Origin of the sequence: Cardinium endosymbiont cBtQ1 of Bemisia tabaci (genome assembly GCF_000689375.1) — a bacterium.
Taxonomy (GTDB): Bacteria; Bacteroidota; Bacteroidia; order Cytophagales; family Amoebophilaceae; genus Cardinium.
In genome coordinates, this window is record NZ_CBQZ010000001.1 from 566,311 (window position 1) to 593,258 (window position 26,948).

Consider the following 26,948-nt stretch of genomic DNA (forward strand, 5'->3'; position numbering starts at 1 on the left):
ATAATGTGCCAAGTTATACTATATTTGTAGCTATATTAAATCATATAGAAAATGGCAAGAATTTGTGATATAACAGGTAAAAAACCGATTGTAGGGAATAACGTATCCCATGCAAATAACAAAACCAAGAGGTGGTTTTATCCAAATTTGCAAAATAAGCGTTTTTATATTCCAGAAGAAAATATTTGGATTCCATTGAAGGTTTGCACTTCTGTGATCCGTACCATCAATAAGAAAGGCATTCATGCAGTATTAAAAGAAGCCAAACAGAAAGGAACTTTATCCAAGCAATACCATTGGCTGGTATAAATAGAAACCACGTGAAACTTGATAAAAAAGTAGCAAAGAAAAATGGCAAAGAAAAAAGGCGGTAGGGTCCAGGTAATTTTAGAGTGTACAGCGCACAAAAGCAGTGGTGTTCCTGGCATATCCCGCTACTGTACGGAAAAAAACAGAACGACGACTACTGCACGAATGGAGTTAAAAAAATATAATCCTATATTGAAGCGTCATACACTTCATAAAGAAATCAAATAAGTATTACAATATTATGGCAAAGAAAGTAGTGGCCACCCTCTCTAAAGGAGATGCGCTTAAGTTAACTAAATTGATTCAAGTAAAAAAATCAACAAAAACAGGTGCTTATACTTTTCGCAGCAGGATTGTGCCTTCTGAATTAGTAAAAGAGATGGTATCTAGCAAAATGTAGCCATTGCCTATTGTCTTTATGGTTTGAGTAGTGGTCTGTTTCTAGTGCCGCAATACAACAGCGATCAACGTAGATTGCCTAAAGCCATTTTTAAATTTTTAACCTAATTTTGTCAATAAAAAAGCCATAGCATAAAAGTTAAAGCAGTTGTTAAGATTAAATCCCCTTTATCTGTATATTTTAGAATTCAATAGTAGATCCATATAAATAGTTTTATATGGATAAAAAAGTAAGTTACTTGCTATGGGTATTTTCAATTTTTTTTCCAAGCCAACCATCCCTAAAACACACTTAGCAGAAAAACTGACTAAAACACGCCATTCTTTTTGGGGGAAATTGTCTAAAATTGTCGCTGGAAGGTCTACAATTGACAGTGATGTATTGGATAGATTGGAAGAATTGTTGATTGGTTCAGATGTTGGCGTAGCCACTACCGTTAAAATTATAAATGCTATAGAGCAGCGTGTAGCACGGGATAAGTATCTTACTACAAGTGAACTAGACCAGATTTTACAATCTGAGACAGAGCAACTTTTACATCGCTTGCCTAGCTCGAAGAAAGATGCTTTGGTCATTACGCGACCTATTCGTCCCCATGTCATACTAGTAGTCGGGGTAAATGGTGTAGGCAAAACTACTACTATTGGCAAACTAGCTGCACAGTTTATTGGCCAAGGCAAAAAAGTTATACTAGGTGCTGCAGATACTTTTCGTGCAGCCGCTATGGAACAACTGATGATTTGGGGCAATCGTGTAGGTGCAGCAGTAGTAGCACGTCCCATGCAATCAGACCCTTCCTCAGTGGCACATGAGACGGTACAGCAGGGTATACGTAGTGATATAGATGTAGTCATTATAGATACGGCTGGCCGGTTACATACTAAAGTACATCTTATCAATGAGCTAGCTAAAATTAAGCGAACCATTCAAAAATGTCTTCCGGGTGCTCCACAAGAGGTGTGGTTGGTGTTAGATGGTACAAATGGACAAAATGCCTTTCTACAAGCAGAAGCTTTTACAGCGGCTGTATCAGTGACCGGTATCGTGGTTACCAAATTAGATGGCACATCTAAAGGAGGAATGGTGCTGGGTATAGCAGATCAGTTTTCCATTCCAATTAAATATATTGGTGTAGGGGAAAAAGTGGACGACTTAAGGATTTTTGATCCCCATGCATTTGTTGTTTCTTTATTTCAAAAATGGTAACTAAAACCAACCAACAGTCACCTTTCTAGGAAACAACCATTTAGTGGCTACACTAAAGTGTATAGGTAGGTATACAGACAAGCTTTTATTAATTTTGCTGTGATTTTTTGCTTTATCATCCTAGCGTTGCCGATTCTTTTTTTATAGTATAGCCGCTATGCTTGCTGTATGTTTATTTAAAAAACATCAGCTGCATACAATTGTGCCGTATGCCATTCCCATAATAATTTTATAACTGATAAAATTATTCGTAAATTTACCATTCTGTTACGTCCCAGCAAGGATAACCTGCATAAGTAGCTTTATGTCCTTGTACAAACTTTTAAATAAAAAATTTCAAAAACATGGCACATCCAAAAAAAAGATCATCGGCTTCCAGAAGAGATAAAAGAAGGACACATGTTAAACTTGCTATGCCTGCCCTAGTGGTTTGTCCCGTTACTGGTATAGTACACACACCCCATCGTGCCTTTTGGCATGAAGATAAAATGTATTATAAGGGAAGGGTGGTAATGCATCGTGCAGCGCCTTAACAATCTCTTTGCTTTAATAGATGGTTCAATTGTCCCCTATACAATTACTGATTTGGGCAAAGTCTATAAAACAATTACCCCAATCTGTTCAATAAATGAAAACAATAAATCGTGCTGCCATTGCAGGCGTATCTGGCTATGTCCCAGATGATGTATTGACCAATAGTGCGTTACAGCAGATGGTAAATACGAATGACCAGTGGATCACCACTAGAACGGGTATTCAAGAAAGGAGGATCTTAAAGGGAGAAGGGCTGGGTACCTCAGTAATGGCCATACAAGCCGTAAAAGATTTACTAGAAAAAACAGCGACCGATCCTAAAACAGTAGACCTCCTTATATGTGCTACCATTACCCCAGATATGATCACGCCTGCTACGGCTAATATTATTGCCCATGCAGTGGGCGCTACCCGCGCTTTTAGTTATGACCTACAAGCCGCTTGTTCTGGTTTTCTTTATGGACTAGATACAGCCGCTCAGTTTATTGCTTCAGGTAGAGCTAAAAAAGTGATTGTCGTAGGAGCAGATAAAATGTCTTCGATTACCAATTATAGAGATAGAGCTACTTGTATTCTTTTTGGAGATGGTGCGGGTGCTGTACTCGTAACTGCCCATGGGCCAGAGAGTGGTTGTGGGATTATAGATACGATCTGTAAAACAGATGGCATCGGTCAAGATTTTCTTTATCAAAAAGCAGGCGGTAGTAAATTACCTGCTTCACATGAAACCGTAGCAGCCAACGCACATTATATTTACCAAGATGGCCAAAAGGTATTTAAGGCCGCTGTTACGGCTATGTCAGAAGTAGTTACAGAAATGATGGCCCGTCATAAGCTTACCCCAGCAGATATTGCTTATCTCGTTCCACATCAAGCCAATCAGCGTATCTTGAGACTTGTAGCGGATCGCGTAGCCATTCCTATGGAAAAAGTTATGTTGAATATACACAAGTATGGCAATACAACCGCTGCAACCATTCCCCTTTGTTTATGGGATTACGAACAAAAACTCAAAAAAGGTGATAAGTTGATTCTAACCGTTTTTGGAGGGGGCTTTACTTGGGGCGCTATGTATATAGTTTGGGGGTACGACGGTTTGTAACCTATTGAAGCAAGTTTGTTGGTATATAGTAAAGTAAAACTTTATATCCTGTAAGGATAAGCAATAGGTTTAAAACAAAACATTATGGCAAACACAAGTGATATTAAAAATGGTCTTTGTATTGTATTAAACAATGATATTTATAGCGTTGTGGAATTTCAACACGTCAAGCCAGGGAAAGGTGCTGCTTTTGTTAGAACCAAACTAAAAAGCTTAACAAAAGAAAGGCAAATTGATCATACGTTTAATGCAGGTGTAAAAATTCATATAGCACGGATTGAGCGTAGACCCTACCAGTTTCTTTATAAGGATGGTTCCGGTTATACCTTTATGCATACCGATACTTTTGAGCAACTCACCATTGCTCCATCATTCATTCAGACCCCCCAATTCTTAAAAGAAGGGCAGCATGTGGAAATTGTTTACCATGATGATGCACATCAGGTATTAAAGTGTGCATTGCCTCCATCTGTGGTATTACGGATTACCTATACAGAGCCGGGTCTTAGGGGGGATACGGCTACGAAAACATTAAAGCCAGCTACCCTAGAAACAGGTGCAGAGATTAGGGTGCCTCTATTTATTAGCAATGAAGACCTTGTAAAAATAGATACCCGTACAGGCCTTTATATGGAGCGTGTAAACGAGCAGAAAAAGTAAGTATGAAAACTAAAGAAATTCAAGAACTGATTGACTTTATTACCCAATCAGGGTTGGAAGAGGTCCATATTGAAACAGAAGCCATTAAAATCCATGTTAAAAGGAGTAATGCTATGCCCCAACAGGTTGCATCCCTTTCTCCTAATGGCCTTTCTTCCCCTACGCAAGTGGCCCCAATCCTACAAGAAAATAGGCTTGCGACCAATTATATAACCATTAAATCCCCGATGATTGGTACTTTTTATCGATCACCCAGTCCCGAAGAAACTCCCTTTGTAAAAGAAGGAGATGCGGTTGCAAAGGGGACCAAGCTCTGCATTATAGAAGCTATGAAGCTTTATAATGAAATAGAGTCAGAAGTTACTGGCAAAATCATTCAAATCTTAGTTGATGATATCTCTCCTGTAGAATACGATCAACCTCTTTTTTTAGTAGAACCGGTAACCGGATAAATAGCTAATTCCTTTTTTACTTAACCAGTTTGATATGCCATGTTTCAAAAAATATTGATTGCCAATCGTGGCGAAATTGCCTTAAGCATCATTCGGGTTTGTAAAGAAATGGGCATTAAAACCGTTGCGGTACATTCTACTGCAGATAAAGATAGTTTGCATGTCCGTTTTGCAGATGAATCAGTCTGTATTGGGCCACCTGCAAGCCACCTATCTTATCTCTCTATTCCATCCATTATTGCTGCTGCCGAAGTAACCAATGCCCATGCCATTCATCCAGGCTATGGTTTTTTATCTGAACATGCTACTTTTGCAGCTATTTGTGCAGAATATGGTATTAAATTTATAGGTCCTTCCGATAGTGCAATTGGTAAAATGGGTGATAAATCTACTGCAAAAGCAACCATGCAGGCTGCTGGTGTGCCTACTATTCCTGGTTCCAATGGGTTGCTCACATCAGTTGAAGAAGGCATTCGTCTGGCCCATGAAATAGGCTTTCCTGTATTGCTAAAAGCAACTGCAGGAGGGGGAGGGAAAGGTATTAAGTTGGTTGATGCGCCAGAACAATTTCAACAAAAATGGGTAGAGGCCAGGCAAGAGGCCATCGCCTCTTTTGGTAAAGAGGGACTTTATTTGGAAAAATATATAGAAGAACCACGCCATATTGAAATACAAATTGTTGCGGATCAATATGGTAAAGTTATCCATCTATCTGAACGGGATTGTTCCATTCAGCGTAGACATCAAAAACTGGTTGAAGAATCTCCCTCTCCCTTTGTGACCGAACCATTACGGGCAAAAATAACCGATGCAGCTATAAAAGGCGTATCCGCTATAGGGTATGAAGGTGTTGGTACCATGGAGTTTTTAGTAGACAAGTACGAAAATTTTTACTTTATGGAGATGAATACCCGTATTCAGGTAGAATACCTCGTTACAGAAGCGGTTACCGGTTTCAATCTACTCAAAACACAAATCGAAGTAGCTGCTGGTCAACCACTGGATAGATCCAACCTTTATCCGAAAGGTCATGCCATAGAGCTCCGTATTAATGCAGAAGATCCCTTTAATGGCTTTCGTCCATCTCCTGGAAAAATTACCCATATGCATTTTCCTGGCGGGCTGGGCATAACCATTGCAAGCCATATTTATGCCGGTTATGTAGTGCCCCCTTACTATGATTCCATGATTGCAAAGCTTATTGTCCATGCCGATACTAGAGTGGATGCCATCGCCAAAATGAAGCGTGGCTTGGAAGAGTTGGTTATAGAGGGCATTCAGACCAATATACCTTTTCACCGTGCTTTGGTAGAAGATGAAGCCTTTCAGCAAGGCCACTTTACGACGCAATATTTAGATACTTTTGACTTTTCACGGTTGCAACAATTGGAATAAATCGTACCTAATCTTGGATGGAGGTATTTGCTTATTTTTATAATAAATTGTATAATACATTCTTCTATTCTTTTTTACCCATTTTTATTAAAACAAAATTTTATGCATAAGCCTTTTAGTTTCACATTGTCAATATATATCGCTTGTTCCTTGCTTGGGGCTTGTAGTAAGCTAGGTAGTAGATATGGTATAATCGAAAATATCGATCAGGAGCATAGGAATAATATAGAAAACCTGAACGAAAATATAGAAAACCCGGACGCACCGCTAAGTGATTCGGTAAAAAAACTTTTTAAAGCAATAAGAGATAGTAATCTAGCAGAAGTAGGATCATTGTTAAACAATCATTTTAACGGTGAGGCGTTTATGGATTTATGTGAAACAAATAAACACGGAAATACCTGTTTACATGTAGCAGCAGGTCAAAACGACTCGTCTAAAAGTAGAGAAGCAGAGGAGATTATAAAGCTTTTATTAGGTAAAATGCTCCCTTTGCTGGCAACTAAGAAAGTTTTAAAACAAGCTTTTGATAGAATTGGTCCAATGAAGTTATGGTGTCTAGAAAGCCCGTCAACCTCTAATAACGATAACAATAAAATATTATCTAAAATACTAGAAATTGATAATACCCTAAAAAATATAGCCCTGCAACGTTGTAATAGTGATAGTGAGTTGATACGCAAAAATCACAAAGACGAGACGCCTATATGCGTAGCCATAAAAAAGGGTTCTTCAGAGGTGATGAACACATTGCTAATTTGTACAAACAAGTTCATAGAAATGCATCGTAATGCCCAGAGAGATGAGCAAGGCCTCACGAACCGCGAAGACAATGAAGACAATAATGAAAATCAGTCATTAATAGATAAACATACCCTATTACTCATGACACTTATAAATAATCCTCCACCTGCAAAAGGTAACCACGATAATAACTCCTCATGGTTCCTAGACCGCGAGTCATTGGTTGATTCTCTTTCTTATCATCTTGCTTTGCTTGATAGTGGTTCTGATGCTCCTTTAGATAGTGGTTTAGGTACTGGTTCTGATGCTCCTTCAGGTAGTGCTTTTGATGCTCCTTTAGATAGTGGTTTAGGTACTGGTTCTGATGCTCCTTTAAGTGCACATCCTTCTTCAAATTCGGGTCTGCATATTACATACAAAAAATCGTTAAAACCAGAATCCTATATACAATTTAGTGCTTCTGATGCTCCTTCAGGTTCGCATTCTTCTTCAGGTTCGGGCCCTGCATAGTACATACCAGAACGGTAATACAAAACGCATAAAATTAAGTTAAGCCAATCTAACTAGGTTGTTCCCATTATGCCACTTGATCTCTCATTACTGCTACTGGTAATCTTTTTACCATCTACTTTGGTAATATATCTTTGTTCCTTGACTAAAAAGGCTACCAACTTTCGGGAGCATACCCTTGGTCATAGACAATTTTCTACAGCTACGATAGTAGCTACTATCGTAGCCTGTTATTGTCCAGCGGGCTTACTAAGTCAGGGTATCACCCATGCTTATAAAGGCATCTCCTATATAGTTTATAGAATGACGATTGGACTTTTTCCCTTATTACTCTTAAGCTGGTTAGCAGGTCGTATGCAGAAGTTTGTGTCTCACCTATCGATGGCAGAGTCTATGGCTAGTGTATATGGTCCTTATGCAAGATTCATTACTGCTTTGTTTGAATTATGGAGTGCCGTTATTATAGTTTCTTTACAAATTCGTATTATATGTGACACTGTTGGCCTATTGATACCTTCAGCTAATTCATTAATGATTACCATACTCATTACTGTCTTTATGGTAGTTTATGCTATGTTTGGTGGTGCACGTGCTATTGCCTTTACAGATGTATGGCAATGTATTGTTTTTTCCACGCTTATACTTGTACTAGCTTGGTGCGTCTTTAAAAATTCTGGTAAAACAATGGTTGAAATCATTGATTTTGTTAAAGCGCAAAAACAATTCGAGCTATCTAATCTTATACCCTCTGATAGAAAAGTACGAAGTATACTTGACTATCTTGCTAATTCGGTTGCTCCTATAGGGCCCTATCTCGTGCAACATATATATATGGGTAAGAGTCCTGCTCAAGCAAGAAAGGCATGCTTATACGCAGGTATTTTTTCTACTGTTGTTATCACATCTACCACGGTAGTTGGTCTATTGGTTTTTGTCTGCTTCCCGTATATACCTTCTACAGTTATTTGGGATGATTTTCTTGCCAATGCTTCGTCTTCTTTAAAAGGAATAGTTTGTATGATTATTTTATCTTTCGGTATGTCTACAGTTGACTCTAGATTACATGTCGCTAGTACCATGCTGGCTTATGATATACCGAAAAGTATAGGTTGTTTCAGAAAATTTATCTACTTGCACCAACTTAAAGTGGCCCGTGTAGCACTATTGGCTGTGGCGCTACTTACTATGGTATTGGCTTTTAATTTTCCTATATCCACGTTACGCCGAATCCTTATGTGGTATCTGCGTTTCTATGTTCCAGTAATAATGGCTCCATTTATTTTAGCTGTTTTAGGATTGCGTACTTCGTCCTTTACTGGTTTAGTAGGCATAGTTACCGGTCTGTTAGCTATGCTGGCTTGGCAGAAATGGATGGTCTCTATAGTAGGTACAAGTACTGGTCACGTTCCTTGTATGTTGATGAATGGCTTAGCTATGGCGATTGCACACTATGTTACTACCCAGCACAAAACAAATAAATAGTCGGCCCTGAAATATTATTTTTGAATAAATTTATTGAATGGATCTTTTTTTACAATATTTATGGTTTAGCAGGCGCTCTATTTTTCCTACCCAAGATATAGGTATAACTGGTTTTGGATTAAGAATTTTAATTATATAGGTTTTAATTTATGTGATTGTGAGTGTGTTAAGAATAACTTTCTTGTAATCAGTCGTAGGTTATGAGCAATAGCACATAAAATAACGTTAAGTTTATCTCCTAGAATACCTTTCAAATAGTTAACAGATAATTTACCATCGGATTTCATATGACCAATATGCGGTTCAATAGAAGATCTTCTTTTTATTAGCTTTTTTTAGTAGCAGGCGTTATTCCCCTTTTACGTAACCACTTATAAATATATTACATTCACTAACAGGTATATTATTACCCCGGTACGGCTTTATCTACAAAAGACATACTTTACTTTGGTTACCAGATAATTGCTCGGCTTGTAATAAACTACTTCTGCAAAGTATGGCCATCGTAAGCATTAGGATGTATTGCTTCTGTTGAAACAATTAAACCTTTTTTATGCGTTACTGTAAATTGTACCTTGCAACCAAACTCATAAGGATGTTTAGACTTACCTTTACTTACACAGTAGACGGATGGTTCATGGATGCTATAAATTTTATCTTTACTTTTTTTGTATTGGTTTATAAGTTTTTTACTTATAGATAGTAGATTGGTAAATTGATTCCGTATTAGATCATCAGAGGATTGTATAGAACGTTCTACATCTCTGACTACTCTACCAAGATAGGTTTTTAATGTTTTAATGCCTTTAGATAAACGTTTATACTGTTTAGCATGAGCATAGCAATCAACTTTACGTTTGATAGATAGACCTAAACGCTGATAAGTTTGACGCAGTTTAATACCTGTTTTCTTGGCTATACTGACCAATTTTTCTCTGGATTTATTAAGCAAAGAAGAGTCAGTTGGGTAACGGATATTTTTCTCCATTACAGTAGTATCAGCTATAACTTTTTCAAGTTCTTTTCGGGTCAGTACTTTTTTTTTAGCGCTAAGTCTATAGTCATAGATAAAATCTTATTGAGACCTTCTTGACCTAATCTATGGCGCCAACGGGTCAATGAACTGGGGTTACAAGGCATCTTAAACTGAAAATAATCATATCCACAAAAGTATTGCCAATAAGGGTTTTCTACCCATCTAACCACTACTTGTTCATCAGAAATATTATACATATGACTGATAATGAGAAGACCTATAATTAAACGAATAGGCAAAGGAGGTTGACCAGGTCCATAGCTAAAACCGCGGTCTAAATCTGATGATAAGGAGTGAAAAGGAATCGAATCAGATAACTGGAATAATGGATGTTTCGGGTTGAGAAAACTAGATAAGCGTTGCTCAAACAAACGCTCAAGGCTATTATTTATTTTCTTAGATTTCATCCTTATTTTGCAAGCTTTTTATACAAAACAACCTAAAAACTGGTTATTAACCATATATAAATTTAACCATTTATTTGCTGATTAACAAATAATTATATGGTATTTCAGGGCCGACTACTTTACTTTGGTACCAGATAATTGCTCGGCTTGTAATAAACTCTTCTGCAAAGTATGGCCATCGTAAGCATTAGGATGTATTGCTTCTGTTGAAACAATTAAACCTTTTTTATGCGTTACTGTAAATTGTACCTTGCAACCAAACTCATAAGGATGTTTAGACTTACCTTTACTTACACAGTAGACGGATGGTTCATGGATGCTATAAATTTTATCTTTACTTTTTTTGTATTGGTTTATAAGTTTTTTACTTATAGATAGTAGATTGGTAAATTGATTCCGTATTAGATCATCAGAGGATTGTATAGAACGTTCTACATCTCTGACTACTCTACCAAGATAGGTTTTTAATGTTTTAATGCCTTTAGATAAACGTTTATACTGTTTAGCATGAGCATAGCAATCAACTTTACGTTTGATAGATAGACCTAAACGCTGATAAGTTTGACGCAGTTTAATACCTGTTTTCTTGGCTATACTGACCAATTTTTCTCTGGATTTATTAAGCAAAGAAGAGTCAGTTGGGTAACAGATATTTTTCTCCATTACAGTAGTATCAGCTATAACTTTTTCAAGTTCTTTTCGGGTCACTACTTTTTTTTTAGCGCTAAGTCTATAGTCATAGATAAAATCTTATTGAGACCTTCTTGACCTAATCTATGGCGCCAACGGGTCAATGAACTGGGGTTACAAGGCATCTTAAACTGAAAATAATCATATCCACAAAAGTATTGCCAATAAGGGTTTTCTACCCATCTAACCACTACTTGTTCATCAGAAATATTATACATATGACTGATAATGAGAAGACCTATAATTAAACGAATAGGCAAAGGAGGTTGACCAGGTCCATAGCTAAAACCGCGGTCTAAATCTGATGATAAGGAGTGAAAAGGAATCGAATCAGATAACTGGAATAATGGATGTTTCGGGTTGAGAAAACTAGATAAGCGTTGCTCAAACAAACGCTCAAGGCTATTATTTATTTTCTTAGATTTCATCCTTATTTTGCAAGCTTTTTATACAAAACAACCTAAAAACTGGTTATTAACCATATATAAATTTAACCATTTATTTGCTGATTAACAAATAATTATATGGTATTTCAGGGCCGACTAAATAGACTAAACAGTTTGTTGGGACTGCTACCTTGCTACTAGTATAAAAGTAACCTTACCTGTAGAAATAGGAGATGCTGTTTCAGCTGTTTTCCTAAAAGTAAGGCCAAGCAACGCATCTGCGTAAATCTTTTCTACCATAGGTGTAACGGTTTTCTCAATTGTTTGAATAGAGATGATCTCACCATTTCGATCTACTTTAATTTCAAAGACTATTTTACCACATTCTTCCGTCCTATCTCTTGGATTAGGAACCACATCCCACTCCCAACCTTTTAGTTCAAGCACAGCACCTGTTTGGATATGGTTTCCTGTATGGTATAATCCCCGTTTATCTATTTGAGGCATTTTATGAGCGGGTATGGTTTTTTGTACCACTTTTGCACCATTTGGCTGCTTTTGAGACGCTTGTTTTAGCCGAAGATTTTTATTTTTTACCTGATTTATAGACGTTTTATTGGTTTTAGGAACAGGTACATCAATGGCTTTCATGGATGGTTGAGGGTTACGATGTTCAAGAGAATTATCTTTGGCTACTGTGTATCTTGATTGTAAAGCAATTTTATAAGTTTGTTGATTAGAATAGCTTAAGGCTGGGGAATAACGTATCAAATGAGCGAACCCTAAAAGGAATAGATGCAATGCAGCTGATAGGGCTGTTGCTTGCCCATGTGAAGAAAATAACCAGCTACCTTTCATGATTTTTTTCAAATTCTGTTGCTATGGAAACTGTAGCACCTAGTCTATTCACTACATCAGCTATTTTAACCATATGCGCTATAGAAAGTCTCTTATCCATATATAATACAACTACCTTACTAGATCTTTTTGCTAGTAGATCCTCTAACACATTGTGCAATCGGTTGAAAGCAACCCGTTTGCCGTCCACATAATAGGTCAATTGGGCAGTAACCGTTACATTTACATGGAGCGATTCCCTTTTTTCATTTGTGCTTTGTGGTAAGTCAACTGGAAGCACTTGAGGACCATAACTAGCTGTGATCAGTAAAAAAATCAATAATAAAAATACAATATCAGTCATAGATGCCATGCTAAAAGAGGTGTCTATCTTATTTCTTGTACTGATTTTCATTTTTTAATCTATTTTATACCATTTTACTATAGGGATTTCACCCTAGCTAAGAAAAGATTGACTACATAACTTAATGTTGCCACAGCTTTATTAACTCGAGCAATACAGTAATTATAACCTAAATAGGCTATAATGCCAACGATTAATCCCGCTACGGTTGTCACCATGGCTTCATAGATGCCACTTGAAAAAAGATGAGAAGCTATATGATGATTTTGTTGGGAAATTGCCATAAATGTTTGAATCATACCTGTTACTGTACCCAAGAAACCAATCATAGGTGCAACTCCAGAAATGGTTGCTAGTAAAGAAAGTCTCCCTTCTAAATAAGCTATTATCTTACTAGATACACTTTCTAAAATCAATGGGACATTTGAAGTTTGCCGTTCCGCTATCCCTTTGCTGATTACTTTTTGTATAATGTTATCTTGATCGGTACAGATATGCTTGACCTTTGAAAAATCTCCATTATTTAATGCTTCTTCTATCAACGCCAAAAAACTGCTGGAAAAGTTTAAGTACTTTCGATAGATCAATAAACGTTCTACTATTATATAAACAGCTGTTATAGATAGGCATATAAGTGGTAACATTAACCAACCACCTTTTAATAGCAATCCTAATAGGGTATGTGTAGTCATAAAATTATAAATAATGGATGGATCTAAAACCAAACCCAATGATAAGGCACTAGTATTTTAAAACAAAAATTTGGGGATATCTTGACTTAAACTGTTTAAGCTTTTCCTTTGCTTCTGATTCAGTTTTACTATGGCCTATCGTTACACGATAGTACATTTCTGTTTTGTTTTTATTTATTCTAGGTAAAATAAGGCAGACCCCCTGTTTTTTTTTCATAAACTGTTGAACCACTTTCATAGCAGATCGCTTATCTAAATAACTGACTACCACTAGGTGGTATATACCTTGTGGCTCACTTAATACCTGATAAGTACCTGGCTTTACTAGTGGCTTGTTTTGTTTTATGGCCAGCTGTTCTTGCGTAGCACTAATGCTCTCTTTTATTTTAGTACTTTTTTTATCTTCAAAGGCTGACTGATCTCCAACAGATGCGTTAACCCCCTGATGAACATTGCTATCCATTTGGCTTGAATGGGCCAATTGGGGAGGAGCATCAGCACTATTACTTGTTGTGTCAAGAGCAGGTATAGTATTTTTCTGACCTAGCATCTTTATGTAGCTATTATAACCCATTTTGGCCATAATAACCATCACTATTACAGCTACAGTAACCAATATTGGCCATATAACTTTTTTCTTAGGCAATGCTTGAAAGTCTGGTTGGGGCAATCCAAATTTATGATCGATAGTGTCCATAGAGATACTAAAAAATTTTTAAGTAGAGCTACATAAATGCTATTTACAAACTAAACTACAGATAAAACAGCTAGTTAACGATAGTAATATAATAAATTTATAGAAAAATGTGCCGATCCAGGCCATAACATGAACTAAAGGATGCTACTCTGATCAAATCAAACGTTATGAAAATATAAGCAAGGTTTAATATACTTTAAAAAATCATAGTTTTTATGATAGAATTTGTTGTATCAGCTCACAAAGCGCACCATAAGATTCTGCAAATAGTGGGCACATATTGCCAGTTGGGCTATTTTTAATTTGTGTACGACTGGCACTAAAGGTTGTTCCCAAAAACATATCCAATTTACAGATTGGATAACGGAACAAAGAACAACCTTGTCGATCATTATCGTGATTGGCAGGGAGATCCATAACAATAGAGATGAATTTGCATAATTTATGTTTGCTCTCAGAAACCAATGTTATAAAATTATCCAAACCAACTGGTAGCATATTATTGTACTCAGGAAGGACAAGCACTATCTTATCTGTAAGAGATAAGTTATTTTGCAATACCGTTAACTTTTCTTCTTCAATCTCTAAAGGTTCATTAGATGAGCCCGTTATGATTTTTCTCAAGTTTATTACTTCTAATGTTGTACCACAGCCTTTTGCTTCTAATGCACCTGCACACCAACAACTAAAATTTTCTGGAAAGGCATTACGAGGCCCAGCCGTAGTGAGCATAAGAACCTTGCTTTTCATCTTGTGGCATTTCTTTAAACTTTGATAGACGTAAATTATAGGCGATTAAAAATAGCTGCATAGGTAGTAACGCTTTTTAATCAATAGCTTTACGTTTTTTCTAAAATTTTTAGTGGTCTATTATAATCATTAAACCATTTTTTCTTGTACAGTAGATAAAATGTGGAAGCAACAAGTCATGTACGAATATAGCAATTATTTGGGGCAAATAAGCGATCATATCCGTTTATTCTGTCTTTTAGCCTTGTGGTTTAGTTTGAAGAGTATAATTTCATTGGCCATTTTTACCTAGATATAGGATCAATCAATATGGACCGGAGAGGGGAACTCATCCTAATATAGATATTGATAACCTGAACTCTGGATTAACGTCAGTTTCGGATTAGACTTATTGTAAACCAGTTGTATATATATTATCTATAGCCGGTTTTTTCTCTTTTAGTGAATAAGCTGTAATACCAGCTATTAAATTGACAATAAAATTAGGTATACTTCTATGCCTGGAGTGTTCTATCTGACTAATATTTTTAAGCTGATCGATAATGGTTTCAATGATAGATCTCTTTCGAAGCATTAGCCTATCCCAGATAGGCATGAAAGCATTTTTCATATTTTTTCTGATTTGAGTAATCAGTTCTATGCCTTTTCCCATAAGTTTTTCAAATAATTCTTTACTCAAGTAGCCTTTATCAGCAAATACTTTTCCGATCAAATTTTTACATAAGTTTTCTACTGGCCATCTATCATTGGACTTACCTGTAGTAAGAGAAAAATTCATAATTTCTCCTAAATCATTGACAATCAAGTTTAATTTGATTCCGTAAAACCATCCAGTAGTAGTTTTACCTTTACTAGCAATTGTCTTAAATACTTTATGAGCATAAGCTCTTTTTATATTACAAACCTTTATAGCGGTTGAATCCATAAAATAACAGCCTGTTCTCGTTTTAGAAAGACTTTGAGAAAAAAAGTAAAATGGAACTACTGTTCTTTGAACTAGGGATATAAATCTACTATAGCTTACTAACTTGCAAAAGTCATTAGAATGAAATTGTTGTAAATGAATATAATACAACTTAAAATTTCTAAAGCCAATTACATGAAAAGCAATTAACATTGTCATTATTTCGCTCAAAGTCAGTGAACATGTTCTAGTAGGTTTTCTATCTGAAGTAGGTAACAAATGTGATTCCATATAAGGCATAAATTTTATAAGAAATTCATCAACAGCGTAATATATTTCAAACTTAATTTTGATACATTCATATCCGGCTCCTTTGGTTTTTATGATTATTTTTCAATCCCACAAATTTAAAACACAAAGGAGCTTTTTATACACTTTTCTTAATTTCTAATCCAAAACTGACGTGATTAGATTTTCATATTTGCGTATAAAGAAGCTTCTTTGAGTTTTAAATTTAGGTGATTGAAAATTACCTCTAAAAACTAAAGGAGCCGCTTATGAATGTAGACAAATTAGTAGAAATATATTATATGGTAGATGAGTTTTTAATAAAATTTATGCCTTATATGGAGAAAAAGCTGTTAACAGAGCCCACAAGAAAACCCACTAGAACTTGTTCTCTTAACTTAAGCGAAATAATGACTATACTAATTGCTTTTCATCTAATAGGTTTTAGAAATTTTAAGTTGTATTATCTTCATTTAGAGCAATTTCACTCAAGTGAGTTTAGAACATTAGTGAGCTATAATAGATTCATATCACTAGTAAAAAGAACGTTAGTTCCTATGTATTTCTTTACGCATAGTCTTTCTAAGACAATAACAGGTTGTTATTTTATGGATTCAACAGCCATTAAAGTTTGTAAGGTACAAAGGGCTTGTTCTAACAAAGTATTTAAATCAATAGCTACTAAAGGTAAAACAACGACTGGCTGGTTTTTTGGGTTCAAGTTACATTTGATTGTAAATGATTTAGGAGAAATTATGAATTTTTCTCTTACTACAGGTAAGTCCAATGATAGATGGCCAGTAGAAAACTTATGTAAAAATTTGATCGGAAAAGTATTTGCTGATAAAGGCTACTTGAGTAAAGAATTATTTGAAAAACTTATGGAAAAAGGAGTAGAGCTCATTACCCATATCAAGAAAAATATGAAAAATGCTTTTATGACATTATGGGATAAATTAATGCTTCGAAAGAGATCCATCATTGAAACCATCATCGATCAGCTTAAAAATATTAGCCAAATAGAACACTCTAGACACAGAAGCATACCTAATTTTATTGTCAATTTAATAGCTGGTATTACTGCTTATGGGCTAAAAGAGAAAAAACCGGCTATAGCTAATATATATACAACTGGTTTACAATAATTCTAATCCAGAGTTCAGGTTGATAGTATATCTAAGCTTGCATATAGTGTATACTAAGTAACCCAAGTTGGCAAGAGCGGACTTTTGGCATAATTTTATTAAATTTACTTCTTTATACAGCTTAAAAGATATTAAGGGATAATCACATATAGTTTATAAATTATGTACAATATAAATAGACTTTATTTATTCTTCTCAAGAAAAAAATTTTTAGATTTTAAACGAAAAGGTTAATATAATGCTCCTTAAAACAAGGATAAAAGAAGGAATAAGTATGGTAAATAAGATATAAAAGGTAATAATTTAGTTGAATTTTAGGGACCTAATTTAATAATAGCTTGAATAAATGAAGTATATAAAAAACCAATAAACTTCTAAACAGAGGAGAAAAGTTGCTATTTAAAATAAATGTGGTAAGAAGAGAGGAACTGTATTATACTCTATAAAAGAGATATTCCAGCCACACCTTCCGGTACGGCTACCTTGTTACAACTTAGCCCTAGTCGCTGGTCTAACACTAAATAGCTCCTTTTACGGCCACTATCTTCAAGCTCTACCAACTCCCATGGCTTGATGGGCGGTGTGTACAAGGTCCGAGAACGTATTCACCGCGTCATTGCTGATACGCGATTACTAGCGATTCCAACTTCATGAGGTCGAATTGCAGACCTCAATCCGAACTGAGACATGCTTTTGAGATTTGCATCTTGTTACCAAGTAGCTTCCTTTTGTACATGCCATTGTAGTACGTGTGTAGCCCTGGGCATAAAGGCCATGATGACTTGACCTCATCCTCTCCTTCCTCCCGCTTACACGGGCAGTCTACTTAAAGTTCCCACCATTACGTGCTGGCAATTAAGTAAAAGGGTTTCGCTCGTTATAGGACTTAACCCAACACCTCACGGCACGAGCTGACGACAGCCATGCAGCACCTTGTATTTTGTCCCGAAGGAACCTTTAATTTCTCAAAGTAGCAAAATACATTCTAGCCCAGGTAAGGTTCCTCGCGTATTATCGAATTAAACCACATACTCCACCGCTTGTGCGGACCCCCGTCAATTCCTTTGAGTTTCACCCTTGCGAGTATACTCCCCAGGTGGATCACTTAACGCTTTCGCTTAGACACACATAAATTTATGTATACCGAGTGATCATCGTTTACGGCGTGGACTACCAGGGTATCTAATCCTGTTTGCTCCCCACGCTTTCGTGCCTCAGCGTCAGTTAAAGACCAGTAAGCTGCCTACGCTATTGGTATTCCTTATGATATCTAAGCATTTCACTACTACACCATAAATTCTACTTACCTATTCTTAACTCAAGCCTAATAGTATCAATTGCAGTTCTAGCGTTAAGCACTAGGATTTCACAACTGACTTAATAAGCCGCCTACGCACCCTTTAAACCCAATAAAACCGGATAACGCTTGCACCTTCCGTATTACCGCGGCTGCTGGCACGGAATTAGCCGGTGCTTATTCTTACAGTACTCTCAAGAACCCCCGCAGGGATTGTTTTGCTCCTGTACAAAAGCAGTTTACAACTCAGAGAGCTGTCATCCTGCACGCGGCATGGCTGGTTCAGGCTTTCGCCCATTGACCAATATTCCCTACTGCTGCCTCCCGTAGGAGTCTGGCCCGTATCTCAGTGCCAGTGTGGGGGATCTTCCACTAAGAACCCCTACCCATCGTAGCCTTGGTGAGCCATTGCCTCACCAACTAGCTAATAGGACGCACGCTCATTTTACACCGCCGGAGCTTTTATCTTTTTAACATGCGTTAATAAGATTACATGAGGTATTAATTCCCGTTTCCGGAGGCTATTCCCCAGTGTAAAGTAGATTGCATGCGCATTACGCACCCGTTCGCCGGTCGCCGACAACACCGAAGTGTTTCGCTGCCCCTCGACTTGCATGTATGAGGCCTGCCGCTAGCGTTCATCCTGAGCCAGGATCAAACTCTTCTTTCTATTATTTATTAACGGTATTCTTAAATAATTGATACAATTACTAAGAATGATTTTTTGAGTTACATAATTTCCTCTCACCCATGTTTATAATGAGCTTCTTACCTACATTTATTTCAAAGAACTAAAGCTAAGCCAAAATTAAACTACCTATTTTTTTGTTAAAGTTGCTGTGCTACTTTGACCAGCTCTGAAACAAAGGTACGTACTTTTTTATAATTTCCAATAAACTTTTCAAAAATAAAGCAGAAAATTTTTAGTTATTTTATAAAACACTTAATAATCAATTGGATTAGAAAATAATTAGAAAATAATTAGAAAATAATTAGAAAATAATTAGAAAATAATTAGTCGGCCCTGAAATATTATTTTTGAATAAATTTATTGAATGGATCTTTTTTTACAATATTTATGGTTTAGCAGGCGCTCTATTTTTCCTACCCAAGATATAGGTATAACTGGTTTTGGATTAAGAATTTTAATTATATAGGTTTTAATTTATGTGATTGTGAGTGTGTTAAGAATAACTTTCTTGTAATCAGTCGTAGGTTATGAGCAATAGCACATAAAATAACGTTAAGTTTATCTCCTAGAATACCTTTCAAATAGTTAACAGATAATTTACCATCGGATTTCATATGACCAATATGCGGTTCAATAGAAGATCTTCTTTTTATAGCTTTTTTTAGAGCAGGCGTTATTCCCCTTTTAGAACCACTTATAAATATATTACATTCACTAACAGGTATATTATTACCCCGGTAGGCTTTATCTACAAAAGCATACTTTACTTTGGTACCAGATAATTGCTCGGCTTGTAATAAACTCTTCTGCAAAGTATGGCCATCGTAAGCATTAGGATGTATTGCTTCTGTTGAAACAATTAAACCTTTTTTATGCGTTACTGTAAATTGTACCTTGCAACCAAACTCATAAGGATGTTTAGACTTACCTTTACTTACACAGTAGACGGATGGTTCATGGATGCTATAAATTTTATCTTTACTTTTTTTGTATTGGTTTATAAGTTTTTTACTTATAGATAGTAGATTGGTAAATTGATTCCGTATTAGATCATCAGAGGATTGTATAGAACGTTCTACATCTCTGACTACTCTACCAAGATAGGTTTTTAATGTTTTAATGCCTTTAGATAAACGTTTATACTGTTTAGCATGAGCATAGCAATCAACTTTACGTTTGATAGATAGACCTAAACGCTGATAAGTTTGACGCAGTTTAATACCTGTTTTCTTGGCTATACTGACCAATTTTTCTCTGGATTTATTAAGCAAAGAAGAGTCAGTTGGGTAACGGATATTTTTCTCCATTACAGTAGTATCAGCTATAAACTTTTTCAAGTTCTTTTCGGGTCAGTACTTTTTTTTTAGCGCTAAGTCTATAGTCATAGATAAAATCTTATTGAGACCTTCTTGACCTAATCTATGGCGCCAACGGGTCAATGAACTGGGGTTACAAGGCATCTTAAACTGAAAATAATCATATCCACAAAAGTATTGCCAATAAGGGTTTTCTACCCATCTAACCACTACTTGTTCATCAGAAATATTATACATATGACTGATAATGAGAAGACCTATAATTAAACGAATAGGCAAAGGAGGTTGACCAGGTCCATAGCTAAAACCGCGGTCTAAATCTGATGCTAAGGAGTGAAAAGGAATCGAATCAGATAACTGGAATAATGGATGTTTCGGGTTGAGAAAACTAGATAAGCGTTGCTCAAACAAACGCTCAAGGCTATTATTTATTTTCTTAGATTTCATCCTTATTTTGCAAGCTTTTTATACAAAACAACCTAAAAACTGGTTATTAACCATATATAAATTAAACCATTTATTTGCTGATTAACAAATAATTATATGGTATTTCAGGGCCGACTAATTAGAAAATAATTAGAAAATAATTAGAAAATAATTAGAAAATAATTAGAAAATAATTAGAAAATATAGCGTGCGTAGGCACTACTTAATTATTCAAATGTAAATTATAGAAGCGGTGATTTTAGCTATTAAGAGTCTTTCTTTTGAAGTGTGTAAATATTTTTTAAGATTTGTAAATTTTGTATTAAATACATTAATTTTTATTCTTTAAAAGTATGAAAAAGAAAGTAAGTTCTCAAGATGGTATAAGCAAAGCGATAGATTTATTAGTAACCTAAACTCTGGATTAGAATTATTGTAAACCAGTTGTATATATATTATCTATAGCCGGTTTTTTCTCTTTTAGCCCATAAGCAGTAATACCAGCTATTAAATTGACAATAAAATTAGGTATGCTTCTGTGTCTAGAGTGTTCTATTTGGCTAATATTTTTAAGCTGATCGATGATGGTTTCAATGATGGATCTCTTTCGAAGCATTAATTTATCCCATAATGGCATAAAAGCATTTTTCATATTTTTCTTGATATGGGTAATGAGCTCTATTCCTTTTTCCATAAGTTTTTCAAATAATTCTTTGCTGATATAGCCTTTATCCGAGAATACTTTACCGATTAAATTTTTGCATAAACTTTTTGCAGGGAATCTATCCTTGACCCTACCTGGGGTAAGTGTAAAATTCATAATTTCACCTAAATCATTTACAATCAAATGTAACTTGAACCCAAAAAACCAGCCAGTCGTTGTTTTACCTTTAATAGCTATTGATTTAAATACTTTGTTAGAACAAGCCCTTTGTACCTTACAAACTTTAATGGCTGTTGAATCTATAAAATAACAACCTGTTCTTGTCTTAGAAAGACTATGCGTAAAGAAATACATAGGAACTAACGTTCTTTTTACTAGTGATATGAATCTATTATAGCTCACTAATGTTCTAAACTCACTTGAGTGAAATTGCTCTAAATGAATATAATACATCTTAAAATTTCTAAAACCTATTAGATGAAAAGCAATTAGTATAGTCATTATTTCGCTTAAGTTAAGAGAACAAGTTCTAGTGGGTTTTCTTGTGGGCTCTGTTAACAGCTTTTTCTCCATATAAGGCATAAATTTTATTAAAAACTACATCTACCATATAATATATTTCTACTAATTTGTCTACATTCATAAGCGGCTCCTTTAGTTTTTAGAGGTAATTTTCAATCACCTAAATTTAAAACTCAAAGAAGCTTCTTTATACGCAAATATGAAAATCTAATCCAGAGTTCAGGTTACAAACGTACGACACTTAAAAAGAAAGACTCAATTTTTTATAAAAAACTGCTAAAATTTTCTATTCCAAATAGGACAGAATCATTTATCAATACCCCCTCCTTTTTTGATTTTTAACGTCAGTTTTGGATTAGAAATTAAGAAAAGAGTATAAAAAGCTCCTTTGTGTTTTAAATTTGTGGGATTGAAAAATAATCATAAAAACCAAAGGAGCCGGATATGAATGTATCAAAATTAGTTGAAATATATTACGCTGTTGATGAATTTCTTATAAAATTTATGCCTTATATGGAATCACATTTGTTACCTACTTCAGATAGAAAACCTACTAGAACATGTTCACTGACTTTGAGCGAAATAATGACAATATTAATTGCTTTTCATGTAATTGGCTTTAGAAATTTTAAGTTGTATTATATTCATTTACAACAATTTCATTCTAATGACTTTTGCAAGTTAGTAAGCTATAGTAGATTTATATCCCTAGTTCAAAGAACAGTAGTTCCTATTTTACTTTTTTTCTCAAAGTCTTTCTAAAACGAGAACAGGCTGTTATTTTATGGATTCAACCGCTATAAAGGTTTGTAATATAAAAAGAGCTTATGCTCATAAAGTATTTAAGACAATTGCTAGTAAAGGTAAAACTACTACTGGATGGTTTTACGGAATCAAATTAAACTTGATTGTCAATGATTTAGGAGAAATTATGAATTTTTCTCTTACTACAGGTAAGTCCAATGATAGATGGCCAGTAGAAAACTTATGTAAAAATTTGATCGGAAAAGTATTTGCTGATAAAGGCTACTTGAGTAAAGAATTATTTGAAAAACTTATGGGAAAAGGCATAGAACTGATTACTCAAATCAGAAAAAATATGAAAAATGCTTTCATGCCTATCTGGGATAGGCTAATGCTTCGAAAGAGATCTATCATTGAAACCATTATCGATCAGCTTAAAAATATTAGTCAGATAGAACACTCCAGGCATAGAAGTATACCTAATTTTATTGTCAATTTAATAGCTGGTATTACAGCTTATTCACTAAAAGAGAAAAAACCGGCTATAGATAATATATATACAACTGGTTTACAATAAGTCTAATCCGAAACTCACGTTTTTAGGATAAAATCTTTATTATGCATCCTATGCTTCTAGGTATTTTCTCAATCTTTTTAATTGGTTCATTTGTGATGTTATTGAATATGCCTATTGTAATAGTAGCGGCTTTCTTGTTTTTAACACTAGTAGTAGGTATTTACTTTAGTAAAAAGGAAACTACTTTCCGAGAATATGCGGTAGGTAGTAAAAACTTTTCTACTGCCACTTTGGTGTATACTGTCTTGGCTACTACTTTTGGCGGAGGGACGATAATCCGTAGTATAGAATCCATCCATGAACTTGGATTATACATTATATTTGGTACGTCTTTAGATTATTTTGGTTTCTGGATCATCGGTAGGTTAGCATTACGTATGGGACCATTCATGAAACATCTCTCTATGGCAGAAACAATAGGTAGTATATATGGTAAGTATCCAAGGATTATAGCTGCTCTGGTTGGTATCTGTGTATGCGTTGTTGTTATTACTGTACAAATCAAGGTAATGTCTAATGCTTTTAAGATATGTCTCAATTCGATTGACCCCTTTACCATGACGATCTTTTCTACATTACTTCTTATTTTCTATTCTAGCTATGGAGGTGTTCGTGCGGTTACTTATACAGATGTATTACAGTTTATAACCTTTTCTATTATTATTCCTTTGCTCTGTTGGTTTATATTTATAAAAGTAGGTAAACCAGTTTCTGAAATCGTTCCTATGCTACAAAGCCACACTAAGTTTCAGTTTAGCAATCTATTTCAATTTAATACCCGGCTGGTCAGTATGTTACTACTTATTTTAGGTTCCTTAATATCCCATATTCAGCCTTCCATTATGCAACGGGTCTACATGTCCTCTAGCCCTGTTCAGGCTCAAAAATCTTTTGCATATGCAACTATTTTTAGTTGGTTTATAATGTTTTTTATCTCTTTAACTAGTGTATTTGTTTTTGCAGGAGCACCAAATTTACTAAAAACAGAGGTTTTTGGATATGTAGTGGACCATATTCCTACTTTTTTTAGGGGATTTTTTGCTGTTGGCTTACTCGCGATGGCTATGTCTACAGCTGATTCTTTTTTAAATGCCTGTTCTGTTATGATTAGCCATGATATAGTCAATAGCCTACAAAAGCAAAAAGCTATTCCTGATCTAGTTCAACTTAAAATACCTAGGTGGACCACACTAGTGCTAGGGCTATTGGCTATGGTAGTCTCTTTCTATTGTGAAGATCTGTTAAAATTAATGTATTTGGGGCTTGGTTGCGCTGTACCTATCGTAACGGCTCCTTTTATATTGGGCATTTTTGGTTTCAGAGGTACTTCTCGTACGGCTTTGATCGGTATGACGACAGGTCTCTTAACTATTTTAGCTTGGGATAAATGGATTGAGCCAAAAACAGCTATAGATGGTTCTTTTATAGCTATGCTGGCAAATGGATTTGCTATGCTGGTTGCACACTATCTGTTGAGACAGCCGGAAGCTGCAGGGTGGGTTAAACCGGATACTACCTTTAAACAAATCCAACAAGAAAACACCAGAAGAAGCATAGAACGAAAAGAAGCGATTAAAAACGCTTGGCAAAATAAGAAAATTATTCTTTCTAAGTTAGTACCTAGTTCTACTACAATGGTATGTATGGGATTTTATTTTTTTATAAGTAGCTTACTGACTCATTTTATATTGATTTTTACAAATCATTATTATTGGCTTATATTTCACCTATTTGGATCAGCATGTTGTTTAGGCTATCCATTTTTATATGATATTTCTAAAAAGATAAGAGCCATTCCAAATTGGCTTATTGGACTAGTTTGGTTAATAGTCTTAGGGTTTTATCTACCCTTCAATGTACTTTGGAACTGGTTTAATCCAGTGAATCCAATCTTTATCCTATCTCTATCTTTGGCTCATCTTTCTATAATATTATCAGTATTGCCTATTTATATGGGAATAGGTGTTATAACAGTTACTTCATTACTAGTCATCTATCCAATTTACATTGGATTATCGTATCCAGTATTGTGTTCCTTATATCCACTATTTTTAATGGGGTTATTGATATTTACTTTGATTATATTCTTTAAAATAAAAGTATATAGTCTTACTACACAAAATATTTATCTAAAAGGAAAAGAAAAAAATAGAGAATCTAAACAACTCAAAGCCTCTCTATATGAAGCAGTTCTGGTTCCCTCTCATAATTCTACTTCTCCTAAAAAGTATGGATCCATTTTAGCGCAAGTAGTCGGTAAGGTTGAAGAATCCATATCTTTTTTAGATAATCATACGCCTATTTATAAGGAAGATTTACAAAGTATTATGAATAAGTTCTATGATTGGGTGGACTATTTTAATAAAAGGGGAAAGGCTAAGGATCATGCGCTGCTGGAACCTACTAAAATTACTTTAGATAAACTGGTTCGTAAGGTAGAAATTGCTTTATCCCAGGAAATGGATGATCCACCTAAAATTCTAGTAGAAAAAATCAGACCTTCTAATGGAGAACTATATAGCGATATTGTGTGCGATATCAATCAAGTAGTTTATTCATTGGTTAAAGCTGTTTTACGGATTGGTAGGATAAAGGGGCCTAATCCATCTATTGTTCGTATAGAACTACATCCTACTTCTTTGCAATTTAAAGCAGTAGATTCCATTGACCACAGTTGTCCTGTGTTTATCGATTTTCAAGCTATTGCGCTAATAGTTAGTCGGTCTAGTGGTACTGATGCGTCTTTGCCAAAAGTCAAATCATGCTATCATGAGGTAGATTTTATAGATCCTCGAATAGAGAAAGGTACACCATCATCTATAGATCTTGAGCTAGATACAATATCTAGTATGGTGCGTGCCCATTATGGTTATTTAGAAGCTTCTTTTGGCCAAAATCAATCTGTTATTCTGATGGTACTTCCTTTAGACGTTACAGATATCATCAATAAAATGACTATTGACCTTCCTTTAGATTCCTTAACCTCAGAAGGATTTATTACACCTAAAGAAGAAGCTGACTCCATGATGGAATTAATGAAATCCCATGACCATATCTGTAAATCATCTTGTGAAGCGAATCCTATTGATATAAAAACTATTTCAGGTATACTTTTCTTACTTAAAAAGCACTTTAGATTTAAGCGTCATGCTTCAGGTAAATTGTTTTATGTACGTGCGGTAGGAATTACCAAATTAGTGGTGGACTGGGTTTTTCACTCTCCTAAAGTGGTTTATGCTGCTTTGCTCTATGGATTGATTCGTCGTACTTGTTTACCTCTTTCCTATGTCAAGGAACATTATAATTTAGGCGTTTATGCCTTTGTATCCAATATAATAAAAATAGATAAACGGGAAGAGTTAAACCATCCTTCTTTACTTTATGTACAGAATAGATTAGAACAAGCCATTAAGGAAGAACACGTACAGCTTTCTGTACTATTTATCAAACTAGCTGAACGTCTTTATGATCTGCGCCATGCAGCTGGTTACATTCATCTATCAGAGGTCAAGCATATGGTCCAAGAGACGCTAGACATAGATGTTCAAATAGCCAATAGATATTTGGGATCTGAGATAGCACAAGCGTTAGAAGAAGCTTCTAAACGAGCATTGGAGGTATGTAACCTTAAGGGAAAAGAAAAAGTTTCTGTGGCATCTATTAAAAAGTAGCTAATTTTAGGACGTTTTTTATCATAATAAGTATAAAACTTGTTATTGAT

At 35.2% G+C, this 26,948-nt stretch carries 18 protein-coding genes, 1 rRNA gene and 6 pseudogenes; 14 read left to right on the forward strand and 11 right to left on the reverse strand.

Features of this window, described 5'->3' with window-relative positions; translation table 11 throughout:
* The first annotated feature begins 51 nt into the window (after window positions 1-51).
* The 11 genes from rpmB to CHV_RS02620 all read left to right on the forward strand — a co-directional run bounded on the left by rpmB (window position 52) and on the right by CHV_RS02620 (window position 8,794).
* Window positions 52-309 carry a 50S ribosomal protein L28 gene (rpmB, locus tag CHV_RS02575; protein ID WP_034576936.1) on the forward strand — a complete coding sequence of 86 codons (258 nt, stop codon included), beginning with the start codon at window positions 52-54 and terminating at the stop codon, window positions 307-309.
* Window positions 310-351: 42 nt separating this feature from the next.
* A complete protein-coding gene (gene rpmG, locus CHV_RS02580; protein ID WP_034576938.1) occupies window positions 352-537 on the forward strand; it encodes a 50S ribosomal protein L33 in 186 nt (61 codons plus the stop codon).
* A 13-nt stretch (window positions 538-550) separates the two neighbouring features.
* Window positions 551-709, forward strand: a complete 159-nt coding sequence (locus tag CHV_RS05255) for a DUF4295 family protein (RefSeq protein ID WP_084303090.1) — start codon at window positions 551-553, stop codon at window positions 707-709.
* A gap of 243 nt (window positions 710-952) precedes the next feature.
* A complete protein-coding gene (gene ftsY, locus CHV_RS02585) occupies window positions 953-1,915 on the forward strand; it encodes a signal recognition particle-docking protein FtsY (RefSeq protein WP_034576939.1) in 963 nt (320 codons plus the stop codon).
* 344 nt (window positions 1,916-2,259) lie between these two features.
* Complete coding sequence (gene rpmF / locus CHV_RS02590) at window positions 2,260-2,448, forward strand: 50S ribosomal protein L32 (RefSeq protein ID WP_034576940.1); 189 nt, start codon at window positions 2,260-2,262, stop codon at window positions 2,446-2,448.
* A gap of 95 nt (window positions 2,449-2,543) precedes the next feature.
* Window positions 2,544-3,551, forward strand: coding sequence for a beta-ketoacyl-ACP synthase III (locus tag CHV_RS02595; protein WP_034576942.1), 1,008 nt, complete (start codon window positions 2,544-2,546; stop codon window positions 3,549-3,551).
* Between the two features lie 84 nt (window positions 3,552-3,635).
* The gene (efp, locus tag CHV_RS02600; RefSeq protein ID WP_034576943.1) at window positions 3,636-4,211 is read left to right on the forward strand and encodes an elongation factor P; all 576 of its coding nucleotides are present in this window, start codon (window positions 3,636-3,638) and stop codon (window positions 4,209-4,211) included.
* Window positions 4,212-4,213: 2 nt separating this feature from the next.
* Complete coding sequence (gene accB, locus CHV_RS02605; protein WP_034576945.1) at window positions 4,214-4,663, forward strand: acetyl-CoA carboxylase biotin carboxyl carrier protein; 450 nt, start codon at window positions 4,214-4,216, stop codon at window positions 4,661-4,663.
* Window positions 4,664-4,702: 39 nt separating this feature from the next.
* Entirely contained in the window at window positions 4,703-6,058 is a 1,356-nt protein-coding gene (accC, locus tag CHV_RS02610; RefSeq protein WP_034576947.1) for an acetyl-CoA carboxylase biotin carboxylase subunit, read from the forward strand.
* Window positions 6,059-6,184: 126 nt separating this feature from the next.
* Window positions 6,185-7,312, forward strand: a complete 1,128-nt coding sequence (locus CHV_RS02615) for a hypothetical protein (RefSeq protein ID WP_191321623.1) — start codon at window positions 6,185-6,187, stop codon at window positions 7,310-7,312.
* Window positions 7,313-7,453: 141 nt separating this feature from the next.
* Window positions 7,454-8,794, forward strand: a complete 1,341-nt coding sequence (locus CHV_RS02620; protein WP_223245670.1) for a sodium:solute symporter family protein — start codon at window positions 7,454-7,456, stop codon at window positions 8,792-8,794.
* Between the two features lie 30 nt (window positions 8,795-8,824).
* Here the strand turns inward: CHV_RS02620 and CHV_RS05260 are convergent.
* The 8 genes and pseudogenes from CHV_RS05260 to CHV_RS02660 form a co-directional block, all read right to left on the reverse strand.
* Window positions 8,825-10,237 (reverse strand): annotated as a pseudogene (locus CHV_RS05260) (IS5 family transposase).
* Between the two features lie 117 nt (window positions 10,238-10,354).
* A pseudogene (locus CHV_RS05265) lies at window positions 10,355-11,355 on the reverse strand (IS5-like element ISCca5 family transposase); the annotation flags it as partial.
* A gap of 144 nt (window positions 11,356-11,499) precedes the next feature.
* Window positions 11,500-12,171, reverse strand: a complete 672-nt coding sequence (locus CHV_RS02635) for a hypothetical protein (protein ID WP_034576951.1) — start codon at window positions 12,169-12,171, stop codon at window positions 11,500-11,502.
* Entirely contained in the window at window positions 12,161-12,523 is a 363-nt protein-coding gene (locus tag CHV_RS02640; protein WP_051602175.1) for an ExbD/TolR family protein, read from the reverse strand. The genes CHV_RS02635 and CHV_RS02640 overlap by 11 nt, the downstream gene beginning before the upstream one ends.
* A gap of 68 nt (window positions 12,524-12,591) precedes the next feature.
* Window positions 12,592-13,245, reverse strand: coding sequence for a MotA/TolQ/ExbB proton channel family protein (locus CHV_RS02645; protein ID WP_051602176.1), 654 nt, complete (start codon window positions 13,243-13,245; stop codon window positions 12,592-12,594).
* A gap of 10 nt (window positions 13,246-13,255) precedes the next feature.
* Complete coding sequence (locus tag CHV_RS02650) at window positions 13,256-13,903, reverse strand: SPOR domain-containing protein (RefSeq protein ID WP_034576954.1); 648 nt, start codon at window positions 13,901-13,903, stop codon at window positions 13,256-13,258.
* A gap of 213 nt (window positions 13,904-14,116) precedes the next feature.
* Window positions 14,117-14,635 (reverse strand): hypothetical protein, encoded by a 519-nt coding sequence (locus CHV_RS02655; RefSeq protein ID WP_130721327.1) that lies wholly within the window; start codon window positions 14,633-14,635, stop codon window positions 14,117-14,119.
* Window positions 14,636-15,041: 406 nt separating this feature from the next.
* A pseudogene (locus CHV_RS02660) lies at window positions 15,042-15,919 on the reverse strand (IS982-like element ISCca4 family transposase).
* A 195-nt stretch (window positions 15,920-16,114) separates the two neighbouring features.
* Here CHV_RS02660 and CHV_RS02665 point away from each other — a divergent pair.
* A complete protein-coding gene (locus CHV_RS02665; RefSeq protein ID WP_034576960.1) occupies window positions 16,115-16,990 on the forward strand; it encodes an IS982 family transposase in 876 nt (291 codons plus the stop codon).
* 444 nt (window positions 16,991-17,434) lie between these two features.
* Here the strand turns inward: CHV_RS02665 and CHV_RS02670 are convergent.
* The 3 genes and pseudogenes from CHV_RS02670 to CHV_RS02680 all read right to left on the reverse strand — a co-directional run bounded on the left by CHV_RS02670 (window position 17,435) and on the right by CHV_RS02680 (window position 22,027).
* Window positions 17,435-18,957, reverse strand: a 16S ribosomal RNA gene (locus CHV_RS02670).
* 378 nt (window positions 18,958-19,335) lie between these two features.
* A pseudogene (locus tag CHV_RS05270) lies at window positions 19,336-20,741 on the reverse strand (IS5-like element ISCca5 family transposase).
* 409 nt (window positions 20,742-21,150) lie between these two features.
* A pseudogene (locus CHV_RS02680) lies at window positions 21,151-22,027 on the reverse strand (IS982-like element ISCca1 family transposase).
* Window positions 22,028-22,350: 323 nt separating this feature from the next.
* Between CHV_RS02680 and CHV_RS02685 the strand changes: the two are divergent.
* Both CHV_RS02685 and CHV_RS02690 read left to right on the forward strand, forming a co-directional pair.
* Window positions 22,351-23,227 (forward strand): annotated as a pseudogene (locus CHV_RS02685) (IS982-like element ISCca4 family transposase).
* Window positions 23,228-23,277: 50 nt separating this feature from the next.
* Entirely contained in the window at window positions 23,278-26,898 is a 3,621-nt protein-coding gene (locus CHV_RS02690; protein ID WP_223245671.1) for a sodium:solute symporter family transporter, read from the forward strand.
* Window positions 26,899-26,948 lie beyond the last annotated feature (50 nt).